The sequence below is a fragment of the Paracoccus amoyensis genome, from assembly GCF_014490725.1.
GTDB classification, from domain to species: domain Bacteria; phylum Pseudomonadota; class Alphaproteobacteria; order Rhodobacterales; family Rhodobacteraceae; genus Paracoccus; species Paracoccus amoyensis.
Map to the genome: position 1 here is coordinate 786002 of NZ_JACOQL010000002.1, position 16274 is coordinate 802275.

At 58.8% G+C, this 16274-nt stretch carries 15 protein-coding genes and 1 pseudogene; 10 read left to right on the top strand and 6 right to left on the bottom strand.

The genetic code is table 11. The features are described from left to right. Positions 1-111 precede the first annotated feature (111 nt). The 7 genes and pseudogenes from tssB to tssH all read left to right on the top strand — a co-directional run bounded on the left by tssB (position 112) and on the right by tssH (position 8799). Positions 112-539 (top strand): annotated as a pseudogene (tssB, locus tag H4P12_RS08800) (type VI secretion system contractile sheath small subunit). A 2-nt stretch (positions 540-541) separates the two neighbouring features. Beyond that, complete coding sequence (gene tssC / locus H4P12_RS08805; RefSeq protein ID WP_187793257.1) at positions 542-2032, top strand: type VI secretion system contractile sheath large subunit; 1491 nt, start codon at positions 542-544, stop codon at positions 2030-2032. Positions 2033-2067: 35 nt separating this feature from the next. Beyond that, positions 2068-2565, top strand: a complete 498-nt coding sequence (locus H4P12_RS08810) for an Hcp family type VI secretion system effector (RefSeq protein ID WP_187793258.1) — start codon at positions 2068-2070, stop codon at positions 2563-2565. Between the two features lie 201 nt (positions 2566-2766). Then, positions 2767-3291, top strand: a complete 525-nt coding sequence (locus H4P12_RS08815; protein WP_187793259.1) for a GPW/gp25 family protein — start codon at positions 2767-2769, stop codon at positions 3289-3291. After that, positions 3288-5198, top strand: coding sequence for a type VI secretion system baseplate subunit TssF (gene tssF / locus H4P12_RS08820; protein ID WP_187793260.1), 1911 nt, complete (start codon positions 3288-3290; stop codon positions 5196-5198). Before H4P12_RS08815 ends, tssF begins: the two co-directional genes overlap by 4 nt. After that, positions 5195-6169, top strand: coding sequence for a type VI secretion system baseplate subunit TssG (gene tssG / locus H4P12_RS08825; RefSeq protein ID WP_187793261.1), 975 nt, complete (start codon positions 5195-5197; stop codon positions 6167-6169). Before tssF ends, tssG begins: the two co-directional genes overlap by 4 nt. Beyond that, positions 6166-8799 carry a type VI secretion system ATPase TssH gene (gene tssH / locus H4P12_RS08830; RefSeq protein ID WP_187793262.1) on the top strand — a complete coding sequence of 878 codons (2634 nt, stop codon included), beginning with the start codon at positions 6166-6168 and terminating at the stop codon, positions 8797-8799. The genes tssG and tssH overlap by 4 nt, the downstream gene beginning before the upstream one ends. Positions 8800-8811: 12 nt before the next feature. On the opposite strand, the gene H4P12_RS08835 is transcribed toward tssH, so the two are convergent. The 6 genes from H4P12_RS08835 to H4P12_RS08860 are packed head-to-tail and all read right to left on the bottom strand — an operon-like array spanning position 8812 to position 12259. Next, positions 8812-9837 carry a hypothetical protein gene (locus tag H4P12_RS08835; RefSeq protein ID WP_187793263.1) on the bottom strand — a complete coding sequence of 342 codons (1026 nt, stop codon included), beginning with the start codon at positions 9835-9837 and terminating at the stop codon, positions 8812-8814. Next, positions 9834-10229, bottom strand: a complete 396-nt coding sequence (locus H4P12_RS08840; protein WP_187793264.1) for an ExbD/TolR family protein — start codon at positions 10227-10229, stop codon at positions 9834-9836. The genes H4P12_RS08835 and H4P12_RS08840 overlap by 4 nt, the downstream gene beginning before the upstream one ends. Further along, positions 10226-10702 (bottom strand): ExbD/TolR family protein, encoded by a 477-nt coding sequence (locus H4P12_RS08845; protein ID WP_343069789.1) that lies wholly within the window; start codon positions 10700-10702, stop codon positions 10226-10228. Before H4P12_RS08845 ends, H4P12_RS08840 begins: the two co-directional genes overlap by 4 nt. A gap of 3 nt (positions 10703-10705) precedes the next feature. Beyond that, on the bottom strand, positions 10706-11347 hold the full coding sequence (locus tag H4P12_RS08850) for a MotA/TolQ/ExbB proton channel family protein (RefSeq protein ID WP_187793266.1): 642 nt from the start codon (positions 11345-11347) through the stop codon (positions 10706-10708). A 3-nt stretch (positions 11348-11350) separates the two neighbouring features. Next, positions 11351-11803, bottom strand: coding sequence for a hypothetical protein (locus H4P12_RS08855; protein ID WP_246449061.1), 453 nt, complete (start codon positions 11801-11803; stop codon positions 11351-11353). Between the two features lie 18 nt (positions 11804-11821). After that, complete coding sequence (locus tag H4P12_RS08860; protein WP_187793267.1) at positions 11822-12259, bottom strand: hypothetical protein; 438 nt, start codon at positions 12257-12259, stop codon at positions 11822-11824. A 134-nt stretch (positions 12260-12393) separates the two neighbouring features. Between H4P12_RS08860 and H4P12_RS08865 the strand changes: the two genes are divergently transcribed. From H4P12_RS08865 to H4P12_RS08875, 3 genes are read left to right on the top strand one after another with little or no spacing between them, the layout of a single operon-like run. Continuing rightward, positions 12394-12759, top strand: coding sequence for a DUF1036 domain-containing protein (locus tag H4P12_RS08865; protein ID WP_343069790.1), 366 nt, complete (start codon positions 12394-12396; stop codon positions 12757-12759). Beyond that, positions 12756-14003, top strand: a complete 1248-nt coding sequence (locus tag H4P12_RS08870; protein ID WP_187793269.1) for a hypothetical protein — start codon at positions 12756-12758, stop codon at positions 14001-14003. Before H4P12_RS08865 ends, H4P12_RS08870 begins: the two co-directional genes overlap by 4 nt. After that, positions 14003-16198, top strand: a complete 2196-nt coding sequence (locus tag H4P12_RS08875) for a peptidoglycan DD-metalloendopeptidase family protein (RefSeq protein ID WP_187793270.1) — start codon at positions 14003-14005, stop codon at positions 16196-16198. Before H4P12_RS08870 ends, H4P12_RS08875 begins: the two co-directional genes overlap by 1 nt. The last annotated feature ends 76 nt before the right edge of the window (positions 16199-16274 follow it).

The window sequence follows — 16274 nt, forward strand, 5'->3', positions numbered from 1 at the left end:
GCTGAGTAGAGGATTGGAACTATGGCATCTGACAAGTCAACCGATTTCCTGAAGCGCAATCGCCCGCCGCGCGTGAATATTTCGTATGAGGATCCCTACGAATCCGAAAAGATGGTCGAACTGCCCTTCGTCATGGGGGTGATGTCGGATCTTTCGGGGAATGCCTCGGAAGTCGAGAAGCCGGACATGGAAGAGCGTGATTTCGTAGATGTCACGCGGCGACGCTGGACGACTATATGAAAAGCGTGGCGCCCGGCGTCAGCTTCAACGTCGAAAACAAGATGGGCGGCGATGGCCGCATGGGCGTTTCCCTGCATTTCGAAAGCATGGATGATTTCAATCCGGCTGCTGTTGCAGCGCAGATCCCGGCCCTGAAAAAGCTGTTGGAGGCGCGGCAACATCTGGCCAACCTGCAGCGTTACATGAATTCCAAGCCCAAGGCGCAGGATCAGATTCGCAAGTTGCTGAACGATCCCGAACTGATGGCCGCCTTGGCCGAGCGCGAAGATTCCAAGGCCAAACCCGAAGAGGATAGCTGATTATGGCGCAAGAAAATCAGGCACAGGTCGCAGACACAGGTGCGCTGACCGAGCTTGACGAATTCTCGGACATCCTGCGTCAGACAATCAAGCCACGCACCGATGTCGCCGCGAAAGAAGTCGATAACGCCGTCGTCGCGCTGGTGCGCGAGGCCATGGATGATCAGACGCTGATCGCCGACGATGTGATCGACACCATCGATGCGATGCTGTCGAAGCTGGATCAGAAGCTGACCGAGCAGTTGAACGAAGTCATTCACCACGAAGACTTTCAACAATTGGAAGCGTCGTGGCGCGGCCTGGCCTATACCGTGAACAACTCCGAGACGGACGCTTCGCTTCGCGTCAAGGTGATGAACGCGTCAAAAAAAGAACTTCAGCAAATGTTCCGCCGCTATCCGGGCGCGAAGTGGGACAAATCTCCGCTGAATAAAATCGTCTACGAGGCCGAATTCGGCACGTTGGGCGGCAAGCCATTCGGTGCGATGATCGGTGACTATTATTTCGATCACGGAACCGCTGATGTCGCCTTCCTTCGGGATATGGGCAAAATCGCGGCTGCGGCGCATGCGCCTTTCCTGTCATCGGCTTCTCCGACCTTGTTGGGCTTGGACAGCTGGACGGAATTGTCGACGCCCCCGGATGTATCAGAAATTTTCGACACGCCGGATTATGCGGCGTGGAATGGTCTGCGGGATTCCGAAAATTCACGGTATATCGCACTGACCTTGCCCAAGGTTCTGTCTCGTGAGCCCTATGGCCAAGGGTCTAATTCAGTCGTTGAAGAGTTCAATTTTGAGGAAGAGACCGACGGACATGCAGGCACCAAATATGCCTGGATGAACGCGGCTCATGCCATGGCGGTCAATATCAACCGGGCTCATAAAGAGCATGGATGGACTGTCCAGATCCGCGGTGTCCAGTCGGGCGGCGAAGTTTTGAACCTTCCGACGCATAATTTCGATACGGGTGAGGGGAATAAAGATCTTAAATGTCCCACCGAAGTGTCGATTACGGACCGCCGTGAGGCCGAACTTTCAAAGGCCGGTCTGATTGGTCTGATTCATCGCAAGCACACGGACAAGGCGGCCTTTATCGGGGCGCAATCCTTGTATCGTCCGAAGAAATACGTCGACGAACAAGCGACGGCCTCGGATAATATGTCCGCGCGTTTGCCCTATATTTTTGCGGTGTCACGCTTCAGTCATTATTTGAAGTGTATGGTCCGCGACAAGATTGGTCAAAGCCCTGACCGACAGCAATTGCAGACGCAATTGCAGACCTGGGTAAATAAATATGTGTCCGGAAACCCAGAAAGCGCTACTGAGCGGGAAAAAGCAAAAAAACCGCTTGCTGGTGCGAAAGTTGAAGTTGTGGAGGACGAAGAAAATCCCGGCTACTATATGGGGAAATTCTATCTGAAACCGCATTTTCAGCTTGAAGGCATGGATGTCGGGATGTCCCTGGTATCCAAATTGCCAAAGGGCAAATAAGATTTTTCTAATGACTGCCTAAACGGAGGACCCCCATGGCTGTCGATATCTTTCTGAAACTTTCTAATAACATCAAAGGTGAGTCGCAGGACGACAAGCACCGCGATGAAATCGATGTGCTGGCTTGGAACTGGGGTTTGACCCAGTCGGGCACGACGCATATCGGCAAAGGCGGCGGCGGCGGCAAAGTCAACGTTCAGGATCTGACCCTGACCAAATATGTTGACCTGGCCTCGAACGACCTGATCAAGCGTTGTACTTCGGGTGAGCACATCGAAGGCGGCGAACTGATCGTCCGCAAAGCTGGTGGCGGCGCTCCTGTCGAGTATTTCCGCATCAAGCTGGAAAACATCATGATCACCAGCTATTCGACCGGTGGTCAGAAAGACGGTCTGGACCGTATTCAGGAAACCCTGACCCTGAACTTCCGCAAGTTCGAAGTCCTGTACACCCTGCAGGAAGAGTCGGGCGCTGCCGGTGCAGAAACGATGGCCGGTTGGGACATCGCCGAAAACAAAGAGTGGACTGCGTAAGCGGTTCAGCCAGATCCGGTCCTGTCTGTTGGATCATGGATCAGCGAACAGGCAGGGTCGGCACATCGGTGCCGGCCCTGTTTTTTAGCCGGATAGACCCTGAACATCTGTCTGGCCTATCGGAAACGTTTCATGCCTCCTCGCTCACACCCCACACGTCGAACTTCTGCCGGAGATGCCGCCCGAGGTGGTCTGCGTGAGATGTCGTTGCTGCACATCTTTCGCGACTCGGCATCGCGTCGCGACGCCCGCGACCGAGAGCGGCAATATACCGATGGTGAACGCGATCTGACCATTGTCAGCCAGAAACGACGCGAGGGGGCCAGCGAAGAATCCCTTCGCCGCAATCTTGCGCATGACATTGCAAGCCTGATGAATACCATCCGACTGGATGTGATCGTCGAACTGGACGATTATCCCCGGATCGCGCGGTCGATCATCAATCATGGATTTCAGGATATGGATTCATTGTGGCGTCAGAACCGGACGCCCGGCGCGCTGGCCCTTGCGATCCGCGACGCGCTGATCCGGTCAGAACCAAGATTGCGCCCCGATAGCATCGAGGTTCGGTTGGAAGATAAGGACCCGACCGTGGATCAGCGCCTGTCCTTTGAGATAATTGCCGAGATGATTTGCAATCCGAACGATATTCCGTTGCAATTTGTGGCAGAAATCGACCCGGCCGCAGGCAAGATCGCCATGTGTCGGATGCAGGGTATAGCATGAAAAAGGCATTCCGCGACGCTTACGAACGTGAGCTTGATATCCTTTACGAACGCTCGGCCGAGTTTGCGGAGGAATTTCCCGGTCTGGCTGATCGGCTTGGGGGCGTGCTTCGAGAAAGTATCGATCCCACGATTGCCGGCCTGCTGGAAGGCGCCGCCTTTCTGGCTGCGCGGGTGCAGTTAAAGCTGGATGAGGAATTCCGGGGCTTCACGATGGAGCTGCTGGAGCAGATTTTCCCTGACGCGCTGGCGCCTATTCCCAGCTGCATTATCGTCGAGGCACCACCGCCCACGGTTCCCCCCAATGATGGCACGCCTGCCTTCTTTGATCGTGGCGAATATCTGGACGCGCGCTTTCGCGACGCCGACAAGCGGGTGACATGTCGTTTCAGCCTGACCTCTCCGCTAGAGGTTTTGCCGCTGAAGATCACCGGCATCAGCTATCACGACCGAACGACGACCTTGGGTGGGTTGGGACAAGATCCCGATAAGAATACCAAGGCGGGACTGGTGCTGGACCTGACGACGACCGACGGTCAACCGCTGGCCAGCCTGGGAACGGGCAGTCTGACGTTCCGGATCACGGCGGATATGTTGCGGGGGCTGAATTTTTACGAACAGGTCCACTGCAACGCGACGCGGGTTTCGCTGCGATACCTGCAGAAAAACGGTGATCCAGCTTTCATTCGATTGCGCCCCGATCAGATTGAACAGATCGGCTTTGACAAGAATGAAGCTTTGTTTGACCGGAACAGCAACCTGTTTGAAGGTTTCGCGCTGCTGCGTGAATTTTTTGCGTTCCCGCGGAAGTTTCTGGGCTTTCGCATTGCCGATCTGGATAAGCAATTCCGACGGATCAGGGCTGAACAGTGTCAGTTGATCTTCGAATTCGACCGCGTGAACGAAGATCTGGCCCGTCAGGCCGGCCTCCGCGATATTCGTGTGAACTGTGCGCCTGCGATCAATTTGTTCGAGGAAACTTCGAATCAGGTCAGGCTTGATGATCGGCGTCACGAATACGTCGTCACCCCGGATTCCAGTCCGATCACACATTATGAAATTCAGCGTATTCTGCGCGTTCATGCCAGCTATGGCACGGCCCATGACCGGGTAGAGGTCGTGCCGCTTTACGCGCTGCCGCAAGCTGCGACCTCTCCTCGTTCGACCTATTATTATACGACGCAGCGTAAGCAGCGCCGTTTGACAGAAAATGAACGTCGCAACGGCACCCGCACCGATTATCGCGGGACCGAGACATTTTTGGCGATTTATGAACCGCCGGAAAGCATCGTCGGGCGCAAAGCCCAGCGTCTGCATATCCGGGCGCTGTGTTCCAACCGGCACCTGCCTGCAGCCCTGCCATTGGCGCGATCCGATGACTTCAACATGGTTTCGGATCAGGCGTTGATGCTAAGCTGCGTGAACGGACCAACCGCGCCGCGCGAAGCCATGACGGAAACCGAGCGTTCCGGCCCGCACCGGACGGTGCAGGGCGATGTTTACTGGCGGCTGATTTCTTATCTGTCGCTGAACCATTTCGGTCTGGATGACCGGTTCGGTCGCGATTCTGCGGCCAGTCTGCGCGAAATCCTGACGCTGTTCTCTGATATGTCGGACCACATTACCGAGGCGCAAATTCCCGGCATTGAAAAACTGTCGGTGCGCCCTGTCACCCGCTCGATCCGGCGACCGGAAGGGTTTTTCCCGGCCCGCGGGCTGGAAATTTCAGTGACATTTGATGAAACCGCGTTCGAGGGCAGCGGGATCATTCTGTTGGCGGCTGTGCTGGACCGCTTTTTCGCCGAATATGTCAGCATCAACAGTTTCAGCCAGACGGTCATCATCAGTAAGCAGCGTGGTGTGGTCAAGAAATTCCAGCCGCGCACCGGTCTGGGGCCGCTGATATGAGCGAGGGGTTTCTGGCCCTTCTGCGCCGGTTGGAGCGCGAGGCCGAGGACCGCCCCCGCATCGGGCGATCCATTCGGCTAGGCGAAGAAATCGTGGATATCGGCCAGGATCCCCATCTTGCCTTTCCGGCCGAGGAATTGGTGCCGACCGATCAGAATGGTCCGCGTCGACGTATCCGGGCGCAATTCATGGGCTATTTTGGGCCACAAGGCGCCTTGCCGCTGAATACGACAGAAGAGGTTTTGCGCTGGCAGCAGGAAGGCGAAGACGCTTTCGTCCACTTTGCCGATATTTTTGCCAGCCGCTTCTATCAGTTGTTTTTCCGCGCATGGTCAGACAGCCACGCAATTTCGCAGCACGACCGCCCCAATGAGGACCGCTTTGGGACCTATGTCGCGTCAGTGGCAGGTATCGGCACACCCGCCTATCGGGATCACGACACCTTTCCCGACATTGCGCGCTTGCCGCTTGTATCCATTTTTGGCGGGCGTGTGCGCAGCGCGGTTCGTCTGCAGCAAATGCTGGAAAGTTATTTTGAATTTGCGGTTGAGGTGGAAGAACATGTTCCATCCTGGCTGGAATTCGAAGCTGATGAGATCCGGGGCCTCGGCGCGGGCGGATCGCTTGGGCGCGATATGTATCTGGGATCGCGGCTGCGCTCGATCAGCGACAAGATCTGCATTCACCTGCATCTGCCCAATTCGGAAGCCTATAACGGCTTTCTGCCCGGTCAGGCCAGGCATCGGCGGCTGTCCGATCTGGTGTTCTGGTATCTGGGCCGGACTTACGACGTCGATCTGGCGCTGACCCTGCCCAAACCTGAAATTCCTGCTGCACAACTGGGCCAGACGGTTTCGCTTGGTTGGCTGGCATCCCTCAAACCCGATGCGCTAAAGGGAGATAAGCCCTTTATCGAAGTCGCAAGATTTTCCCTGTCTTTCGGGCAGGACAACCTGAACGAGGCCGCATGACCGCCATTACGATCGAAAAATTCGCCGGCAAGATGAACCGTGTTGGCTATGATGCCTTTCTGTCGGCGATGCGACAGGCACGCGGTGACGGCAATCGCAATGTCGAGCTGTGCCATCTTCTGTTTCACGCGATATCGAACCAGAATTGCGATATCTCGCTGACACTGCGCGAGGCGAAGCTGGATCGTGGACAGGTCTTGAAGGATCTGGATCGGGCCATGTCCGTCCTGCAGAAAAACGTCACCGAAACGCCGGGTATTTCTGAACGTCTGGCGGACGCGCTGAACCATGCCTGGACCTATGCGTCGTTGTTTTTTGGCGAGGCGCAGATCAGAACCGGCCATTTGCTGGTCGCGTTGTTGAACGATTCCGCGTTGCGGCATACCATTCTGCAATACTCTCCGATCTTTGACGAACTTTCACCGGATCATATCGGGCGCGAGGCCCGGACCATGTGGGCGGATTCGGAAGAAGAGGATATGCGCCCGATGGATGGTTCGGGCCTGCGGACGGGTGGTTCGTCGGGGCGCGAAGGGCAGGGCGCTTCGACCGCTCTTGGGCGCTTTTCCGTCGATATGACGGCGCAGGCTGCCGAAGGGGGGATGGACCCTGTCGTTGGCCGCGACGATGAGATCCGCCAGATTGTCGATGTGCTGATGCGTCGTCGCCAGAACAACCCGATCCTGACGGGCGAGGCGGGCGTGGGGAAAACGGCCGTCGTCGAAGGCTTTGCCCAAAAACTGGCCGCAGGCGAGGTGCCACCCGCCTTGCAAGGTATGCGTCTGCACATGCTGGATATTGGCGCGATGCAGGCCGGTGCCAGCATGAAGGGCGAATTTGAACAGCGATTGCGGTCGGTCATCGACGAGGTGCAGTCCAGCCCGACCCCGATCATCCTGTTCATTGATGAGGCGCATACCCTGATCGGTGCCGGTGGTTCCGCTGGCACGGGCGACGCGGCCAATCTGCTGAAACCCGCATTGGCGCGTGGCACGCTGCGCACCATTGGTGCGACCACTTGGGCCGAATATCGCAATTACTTCGAAAAAGACCCGGCCTTGACCCGGCGATTCCAGCCGATCTCGGTTGATGAACCCGCGATCGAAGTTGCCTGCTACATGATGCGCGGGCTGCTGGGGCCGATGGAAAAGCATCACAAGGTGCGCATTTCCGATGCGGCGGTCGAGGCTGCGGTGAAGCTGTCTGCCCGCTATCTTCCGGCGCGACAATTGCCTGACAAGGCCGTGTCGCTGCTGGACACAGCTTGCGCGCGGGTGGCGGTCAGCCAGTCCTCGGTGCCGGCCCGGATCGCTGATCTACGGGCCGACATCGCCTCGTATGACAGCGAAATTGCGGCCCGCGAGGCCGAGCGCGATCTGGGCGAGGCGGATGAGGCGCGGCTTGACGAGATCCGCAAGCGCGTCGCCGAAAGCCGCGAAAAGCTGGCCGATCTGGAAAAGGCCTTTGCGGATGAAAAAGGGCTGGTCGAACAGATTTTGTCGCTGCGTCAAAAGCTGGCCGAGGACGCGGGCGAAGATTTCGATGCTGATGCCGTTCGCGCCGAACTGACCGGCGCGATGGATCAGTTGGGCCTGATCCACGCTGATGACCGGATGATCTGGCCGCATGTCGATGAACAGGCGGTTGCGACGGTGATCAGTGACTGGACGGGGATTCCCGCAGGCCGCATGGTGGCCGATGAATTGCAGGCCGTTCTGGGCCTTGCGGACCATCTGAAAGAGCGTGTGATCGGTCAGGATCAGGGGCTGCACATGATCTCAAAACGGGTCGAGACAGCGCGAGCAGGATTGGGAAATCCCGAAAAACCGATTGGCGTCTTCATGTTGTGCGGGCCTTCGGGTGTCGGGAAAACGGAAACGGCCCTGGCTTTGGCCGAGGTGCTTTATGGCGGCGAACAGAACGTCATCACCATCAACATGTCCGAATTCCAAGAGGCGCATTCCGTCAGCCTGCTGAAGGGCGCCCCCCCCGGCTATGTCGGCTATGGCGAGGGGGGGCGGCTGACCGAAGCGGTGCGTCGCAAACCCTATTCGGTTGTGTTGCTGGACGAGATGGAAAAGGCCCATCCAGACGTGCATGAGCTGTTCTTTCAGGTCTTTGACAAGGGCCGGATGGAAGATGGCAATGGCCGCCCGATCAACTTCCGCAACACGCTCATCCTTATGACCTCGAACGTGGGGACAGGCACGATCATGCATCTGGCACCCGAGGGTCAGATCGAGGACGAAGAGACTTTGGAAGCGTCCTTGAAAGAGGAATTGCTGGGCACGTTCCCGCCCGCGCTGCTGGGCCGGATCGTGACGATTCCCTATGTGCCGTTGTCGGCTGGGGTTCTGGGCGGAATCACCAGGCTGAAGCTGGGCTCGGTCGCACGTCGGATGCGGGATTCCCAGAATGCCACGCTGTCCTGGGATGAGGGTGTCATCGCGCAAATCGTGGATCAATGTCGCGATCCCGATAGTGGCGGGCGGATGATTGACAACATCATTACCAATTCCATCCTGCCTGATCTGTCGCGGCAGGTTCTGGGCCGAATGGTGTCAGGAGAGCCGATGTCGGACGTGACGATTCGGGTTCAGGACGGCGCGTTCGTATATGATTTTGCCTAAGGCGCAGCGCGCTTAACGGATATAGATGCTGGCCACCCCAATCCTTGGGCGCTGGCCAACGTCGCGGCTAAGCGCGGCAAAGAAGTCGTCGGCCATTTCGCCTGCGGTCGACGCGACCGAGCCGGGGCGTTGCGCCGTTGCGATGGCAAGGATCAGTTGATGCGTGTCGCGGGGCTGGCCAGAGCGCGCGACAGGGATCTGAAAGCGGCTACCGGTGGCAGAGCCGACCAGGAAGCGGCGCAGATCGTGGACGACTCCGTTATCGTCGATCAGCAGCAGCGTCGTGTAAAGACCGGCACTGCCGGATATGCGCCCGCTAAGATTTCCGCCGCTGTCCACCTCTTGCGCGTCCAGTTGCAGCGACAGGCTGGGCACCGGATAGCTCGGGTCGCGGCGGGCAAAAGTCAGGCCGGCACATTGACGGCGATCCAGAAGAACCGCCCGCTCCTGAATTTGTGTATCCAGATCAGAGGTCAAATCCTGCATCAGGTCGGAAATCTGGCGATCATCGGCCGCAAGTATTCCCAATTGAATTTGATCGTCCCCCAGCAAGGCGGGTAATGCCAGCAGGCACGGCTCGGTCAGGCGCTGCCTGATACGATCAAAAAGTTCGGTGATGCGTGGATCGGTGGGGGGTGCTTCGGTCTGTGTCGCCGACAGGGCGGCGGCACCGCCTTCACCGCTTGCGCGGCTCGTATCGGGCAGGGTCGACATCGGCAGATTGCCGGAAATCGTCAGCTCGTCCGGCTGCACCGAGGTCAGCACATCTTCAGCCAAATTGCCTCTGATCGTATCGATTTTCGAGTCGGGATCGTCTGAAATTTCGGGGGTAACGATCGAGGTCAGGGTCTCGGTCACCGTTGCGGTTGGGTTCAGATTGGCCATATCAATGCGCAGCTCGCCCAGCGGGTTGACGGGAGGCACATTCCGGGAAAAATCGGGCTGCCATATCAAGGCCGCGGCGACAGCAATATGGACGAAGACCGATGCCCCGGTGGCTTGCGTCCAGCCTCGTCGCCAATCCCGTGCGCCGATCATTCACTGGCCCCCGCACGACGCGTGACAAGGCGGATTGGGCGATCCGCCAGTTCGGGGCGGTTCAGCACCTGCAGCAGCAAACCGCTATTGGCGCCGCGATCGATCAGCAGATGGATGGGCTGATCATCCGCCGGTAATGCCGCAGCAAGAAGTTCGGGCCTGACCGGTTGCCCGTTCAATATCCAGTTGTTCGCCGATATGATTTCCAGCGTCGGCGGCGGTGCATTCCCCGCCGGAAGCTCGGTGGTTTCAGCCAGCTGCAATTGGCTTTCAATCTCTTGCTCGCGCCCCGAAACAAGGAAGAAAAAGATCAGCAGCAGGACGATATTGACGATTGCATAGGCAGGGTCGATGCGCATCCGGCCCGTGCGTTGTGGCAGACGCAGGCTCATCTTGCGCCCCCATCTGCCAGTTGCACGGCGTCGATCCCGCGGGCGTGCAACACTTCCAGCACGGCAATGACGTCTTCGACCGGAACATCGGGGCGCAGAACGATCAGGACGTTGGCGGTGCCTTGGTCAGCCAAAGCCTGGGCAAGCACTTTCAACTGTTCCAAGGCAAAGCGTTGACCGCCCGCGATCAACCCGTCACGCCCCAAGGTCCAGACCGCTGTGGTGCTGGCCGCGCTGATGCCAGACGTTACCGCTCCGGGCTGCGATCCGGGTGCTGCATTTGTGCCCGCCAACGCACCGGTGCGGATATTCAGCATGGAAAACGCGGTCAGATTGGCGGATAACATGAAGAAAATCAGCAGTTGAAACAGCATGTCCGCCATCGCGGTCATGGAAAAACCGTAATGCCGCTGCCGTCGTGGCAGTTGCAATCCGCGCGATTGCGAAGGGATATGCAATCTTGGTTCTGCCACCCGTCAGGCCTGATGGGGCTTTGCGATGCGCCCGTGAATGGCAGATGAGACGACCAGTTCGATGGTCTGACGCTCTTCCTCGATCCGGCCTTCCAGCCATGCTGCAACGAAATAGGCAACCAAGGCGATGGCAAGGCCCGCTGCCGTCGTAGTCAGCGCGGTCCAGATTCCGCCTGCAAGGATGCGAGGGTCGCCGATCTCTTGGCTAAGGGCAAGGTTGCCGAAAGCGTCGATCATCCCGATGACGGTGCCCAAAAGTCCCAGCATCGGCGCCATCTGCACCACGGCTTCCAGCAAGCGCATCCGCGATCCCATCTGAACCAATTCGGACAGGGCGACCTGACGGGCCAGTTCCTCGCCATAGGCCGGCTCGGACGGGCGGGCGCGCAGCCCGGACATGACCGCCGACAGGACGCGGGCCTGAACCGAATTTCCGACGCTGGCTTTCCGCTGCGCCTCGTCCGGGCGGCCGTTCAACCAGTCGTCCAGCATTGTTTCGGCGGCCTTGTGCTTGCCAACGCCCAGACGCGAAAATTGCGTGATCTTGAAGATCGCAACGGTCAGGGTCAGGACAGACAGCGCGGCCAGGGCGATGAAGACGAGGATGCTGACGGCCGGTAGGTCACCGAAAACGCTGGACAGCATGTCTTAGACGCCAAAATCGATGTCGGTTTTGGTCAGGGTGGCTAAACCGCCAAGGCAGACATCACGTTGGTCGCTGTTATCGGCACCACGGCATTCGGCCACGTCATTAACAACGATCCGGCTGATATCGGTGCAGGCGCGACCAGGCAGTTCGAACAGGCCAATCTTGGTTTTGCCCGCATTCAGATCTCCGAAGTCCAGCACCGACAATGCCTGAACAATACCCGCGCCATCAAAAATTGCGACCTGCCATGCCGCGCGGCTGAGAGCGGTTTCCGTGCGATTGGTTGTTACCATCGTCAAGCGGCAGCCGCCGTCTTCGGTGGCGGCCGCGCTGTTCAGTTCGATCTGAATTGCGCGATCGACGATGGGCACCGCCACATCCTGCGCGAATGACGCCGCAGGAATACAAGCCGACATCGCCGCGATAGCAACGGCATTAGCCAGAAATTTCATTGAAAAATTCCTTCAAGTTCAGCGATAAACCCCGATCAGGGGAACGCTCGAAAAGTTGTAAGCCCGAGGCTGTCTTCCAAGATCATCTCTTCTTGATGACAACGGGTCGGTCTGGGGTAGCAAGAACATGGCGGGCCTGTCATCCGGGAAATGCGTCGAACGCTTGCCCGTATCCTGTGCGGCCGGGGATAGTGCATCGCTGGCACCTGCCATCATGGTGACTTCCCGGACGGCGATTTCTGGCTTGATGGCGGGCGCAAGATCGATTGAGCCGGGGGCTGCGGTGGGGGCCGCTGTCGGGGGCATAACAGTGCGTGGCGACACACGTTCGGTTATGATGGGCGCGGATCGCTGCCGTGCCACGGGCTCTGACAAAAGCAGATCGACACCTTTGGCAAAGCCAAAGGCCGCTCCGGCAGTCACCAGACTTGCGGCGGCAAGCAGAATTGGTTTCATAGGGCCGTCCATATAATAACCGCTTGCAGGCTAGCATTGCTTGATCATTCGCTCAATTCGTCTTTGAGGCATTGCCCCCAGATATGTATTTGATTCGCGCCATTATTGCAGCATTTTTTATAGCTTCGCTGCCCGTGGCGGCATCTGCGGCGGGGCTGCGGCTGTGCAATCAATCCTTTGATGTGTTGAATGTCGCCTTGGGCGAGCCTGATGAAGGGCTGGTGACGACGCGGGGCTGGTGGCGTGTTGCGCCTAATCAATGCGCGAATCTTTTGCGGGAAACGCTGCAATCACAGCTTTATTATATTTTTGCGGCGGATGTTTTTGGTAATGAAGTGCTATCGGGCGCTACGCCATTATGTGTCGCCCCGCGCAGATTTGAAATCAAAGGGCAGCAGGATTGCCTGTTGCGTGGATTTCTGGACGCGCGTTTTGTAGACGTTGATACGCAAGGCCAGCCAAGCTGGACGATTTTTGTAACGCCGCGACCGGGATCATGACCACAGCGAAACCAGTTCACGTCGATCCCGGAAAGAGGGCGTTTGGCAAGGCGCTGATTCTGGCAGGGGCGCTGGCGATTTGCGGTGGTGCAGCACAGGCGCAGAATATTCTGGCGCTGCGGGTGCCGTTACCACAGGCTTTATCCGAACGGCTGGGCGGTGAGCGTGTGATCTCAGACCCTGCGGACATACCCTCTACGGGGCATCTGCTGATCTATGCGCAAGATCTGGGCGATGATCCAAGGGGGCTGGTCGCCGCGCTGCCTGCGAATGCGCTGCTGGTCGTCGGCGATTGTGCGGCTGGTCTGCAATTGGAAGGGATTGGCCCCGTCGCGGCACAAATTGCCGTTCCAAACGCCAGTGAAGACTGTGACGCAGCGGCCTTGGCCGATGCATTTGTGAATGCCGCGACGTTGTCGGGCGATGCCGACGGACGGACCGAGTTGCTGGAAAGTGGTGGCTATCAGGTGATTGGGCGCGGTGCCCCTGTCCGTATCTCTGGCGCTGCATCTGCAGGTGGATTGGTTATTTCGGCGTTGCCGATGGAAACAGTCGCCGCCGCATCGTCAGAAGAGGTGGTTCTGGTCAGTCTGGGGTCCACCTCGCAATTCGCCGACCCCGCACCATTTGCCGCCGTGGATGAGGCTCAGCCGCGTGCTGGTTTGCCGGAACCCTCCATCATCATCGGCGATATGGCGGTGCTGATGGCCGCAGGTGATCCTGGCCCGTTGGGCATGCCATTCGCCGCGCGAGAGGCTGTTCGTCAACGCGATCCGGCGATGTTCGCCCGGTTGGTGGCGCAAGGCGCCTTTGATCCCGAAGACACGCAGACGACGCAGGCAATTCAGACCGAACTGGCACGGATGCACTGTTATGTCGGCAGCGTTGATGGGCAATGGGGCGGCGGTTCATCGCGTGCGGTGGACCGCTATATCGAGGCAGGCGGTCCTGCCGGTATTGCCGCGCAATCACCGGATGTGCAGATGTTTCGCGCCCTGATCAGCGCCGAAGATATCACATGCCCCGAAGTGGCCCCTGTTGCGGCGGCTGATCCGCCGCGCGATGTCCGCAGTAACACCAGCAGCCGCAGCACCTCTAATACGACCCCGCGACGCAACGGCGGCAGCGGTGCGACCACGACCCGTCGTCCGGCCGCAACCACCTCGACTGCCCCGGCACAGCAGCAATCGACCGGCAGGCGCCAGATTAACCCCGGTATCCTTGGGCTTGGGAATATCCGCTGATGGCACCGACCGAGGTTGACCCCCGCTTTCGCCAGATGGGGCGAAGTGCGCGACGAAGGCGTCGAAAATGGACCGCGCTGAGATGGGGGGCAGGCACGGTATTCGCCAGTCTGGCCGGTGGTATGCTGTGGTATCAGTTTCAGCCTGACCTTGGGTTTTTCTGGCGCACTGACGACCAGGAGTTGGTGCAGGTCGAATCCCAGTTTGACATCGCGCCGGTTGTCCGCGCCGATACCTTTACCGATCTGCCCGGTGATCCGCTGATCATTCCCGCGCTTGATGAGGGGGCGGCACGTGATGTTGCACAGGCTCCGATCCCGGCGGCGCTTGCCGGCACGCCTCGTCTTGCGGGGATAGGGCCGACCCTGACTGTGCTGGACAGCGAGCTGATGCCACGCGGGATGCAACTGGTCGCCAACCTGCCCTCGACCCGAGAGGAATTTGCCCTGTTTCAGGCAGAACGCAGTCGCGGACGGTTTGCCCCTGCCACGCAGCTGGAAACCGGCGTGGCCATCGTCCCAGAGGAACAGCGGGCGACCAGCAGTATCAGTTTTTTGCGCGATGCAGTTTTGCGCACCGGGCTGTGGCGGGAATTGCTGCTGGAGGCAGCGCGTGACGTCTCGATCAGGGATTTGCTGGCGCAGAACGGTTTTGAGCTGCCCCAGGCCGAACAGCTTGCCCAGCGGATCGAGACGCAGCTTGGGCTGGAAGGCCCGCTGTCGACAGGGTCCGTTCTGGCCTTGCGCTATCGGTTGAGCGGCGCATCGCGGCAGGTCATTCAGGTAACCTTGATCAATCCCGAAGGCTATGTCGGCTCTTTGGCGCTTTCTCCGGCTGGTCAACTGGTGCCTTCGGCGGATGCCTGGGCCGATCAGGATTTGCTGGAAACAGTGCTTTCACGGGGTGAGAGCGGCCAGAAAAGGGCAGGGCAGCAGCGGTTGTTGGACCTGATCTATTCCGTTGCGCTGCGTAACGACATCAAGCCCGAAGTCGTCGGCGAAGCCATCTCGATGATGGCACGCGTCTATGATCTGGACAGCATGGCGGATGAGAATGACCGCCTGACCATGATCCTTGCCAATGAAAACACCGCGAGGCCGGGTGCCGTCCTGTTCGTTGGGATCAGCGGGCCGGGCGGTGATAAGCCCTGCTATGTGGTGCCCGCCGAAAGCGAGGAGGGTTTTGAATGCTACGCCCCGTCGGCGCGTATCGCACGACCGGCGGGTGGGCTTAGCCTGCAATCCCCGATCGCAGGTGTGCTGTCGCAGCGCTTCGTTCCGCCTGCACCTGGCGGCAAGGATGACGATCCCTCGCGTGGTCGGGTTTCGTGGTCTGCGCCCGCTGGAACAAGGGTAGCAGCCGCCGGAGATGGCAAGATCACCGCGCGGCAGACCAAGGGCGTTGGCGGTGCCAGTGTCGAGATCACGCATGCCAATGGAATGGTATCACGATACACGGGGCTGGCCACCTTGTCAGATGGTGCGGTTGACGGTGCCGATATCGCCAAGGGAATGGCGCTTGGCACCGTCGGAGCGGTCAAGAATGGTGAGGCCAAGCTGATCTTCCAGCTTCTGTCTGACGGCAATCCCGTCGATCCGATGCCGTATCTAAGCGGCGCGGGAGAGGTACTGGCGTCGGATGCCGTTGAATCCTTGATTGGCCGGATCATCACTGTCGAAAGCGCTGGCAATGCACGCGCGCAAAACCCACTGTCGTCAGCGACAGGTTTGGGGCAATTCATCGAATCCACATGGCTGCGTATGATCCGCAGCTATCGTCCCGAGCTGGCGGGCAGTCTGGACCGACGTGCGCAGCTTGATCTGCGGTTTGATCCGGATTTGTCGCGGCAGATGGTCAGGCATCTGGCACAGGAAAACGAAGCCTATTTGCGGGTGCGTGGCCATGCCATTACACCGGGCAGGCTTTATCTGGCGCATTTCCTTGGCCCCGCAGGTGCCGATGTGACCTTGCGCGCCGATCCGTCGGCATCGGTCTTGCAGGTGATGGGGCCGGCGGTGGTCTCGGCCAATCCCTTCTTGCGGGGATTTTCGATCGCCGATTTGCGCAACTGGGCCGAGCGTAAGATGAGTGGCGCCTCCGCAGCACCGCATATTCCGACCGAAATCAGCATCCCCGCCGAGATCCGCGCCTATGTCGAGGCGGTTGACCGCCTGCGACAGGCCGAAAACGGCTAAAGCGCAGCATATGCTGGATTTCTAGCTGAATCGCGAACTGAAAGCTTGTTTTACATTGGACAGGCGGGCTATTCAT

What these genes read in the sequence shown, in the direction of transcription:
- tssG (WP_187793261.1), top strand. Translation starts at nt 5,195, where the DNA reads ATGAGCGAGGGGTTTCTGGCCCTTCTGCGCCGGTTGGAGCGCGAGGCC.
- tssC (WP_187793257.1), top strand. Translation starts at nt 542, where the DNA reads ATGGCGCAAGAAAATCAGGCACAGGTCGCAGACACAGGTGCGCTGACC.
- H4P12_RS08860 (WP_187793267.1), bottom strand. Translation starts at nt 12,259, where the DNA reads ATGAAACCAATTCTGCTTGCCGCCGCAAGTCTGGTGACTGCCGGAGCG.
- tssH (WP_187793262.1), top strand. Translation starts at nt 6,166, where the DNA reads ATGACCGCCATTACGATCGAAAAATTCGCCGGCAAGATGAACCGTGTT.
- H4P12_RS08855 (WP_246449061.1), bottom strand. Translation starts at nt 11,803, where the DNA reads ATGAAATTTCTGGCTAATGCCGTTGCTATCGCGGCGATGTCGGCTTGT.
- H4P12_RS08850 (WP_187793266.1), bottom strand. Translation starts at nt 11,347, where the DNA reads ATGCTGTCCAGCGTTTTCGGTGACCTACCGGCCGTCAGCATCCTCGTC.
- H4P12_RS08810 (WP_187793258.1), top strand. Translation starts at nt 2,068, where the DNA reads ATGGCTGTCGATATCTTTCTGAAACTTTCTAATAACATCAAAGGTGAG.
- H4P12_RS08870 (WP_187793269.1), top strand. Translation starts at nt 12,756, where the DNA reads ATGACCACAGCGAAACCAGTTCACGTCGATCCCGGAAAGAGGGCGTTT.
- H4P12_RS08875 (WP_187793270.1), top strand. Translation starts at nt 14,003, where the DNA reads ATGGCACCGACCGAGGTTGACCCCCGCTTTCGCCAGATGGGGCGAAGT.
- H4P12_RS08840 (WP_187793264.1), bottom strand. Translation starts at nt 10,229, where the DNA reads ATGAGCCTGCGTCTGCCACAACGCACGGGCCGGATGCGCATCGACCCT.
- H4P12_RS08815 (WP_187793259.1), top strand. Translation starts at nt 2,767, where the DNA reads ATGTCGTTGCTGCACATCTTTCGCGACTCGGCATCGCGTCGCGACGCC.
- tssF (WP_187793260.1), top strand. Translation starts at nt 3,288, where the DNA reads ATGAAAAAGGCATTCCGCGACGCTTACGAACGTGAGCTTGATATCCTT.
- H4P12_RS08835 (WP_187793263.1), bottom strand. Translation starts at nt 9,837, where the DNA reads ATGATCGGCGCACGGGATTGGCGACGAGGCTGGACGCAAGCCACCGGG.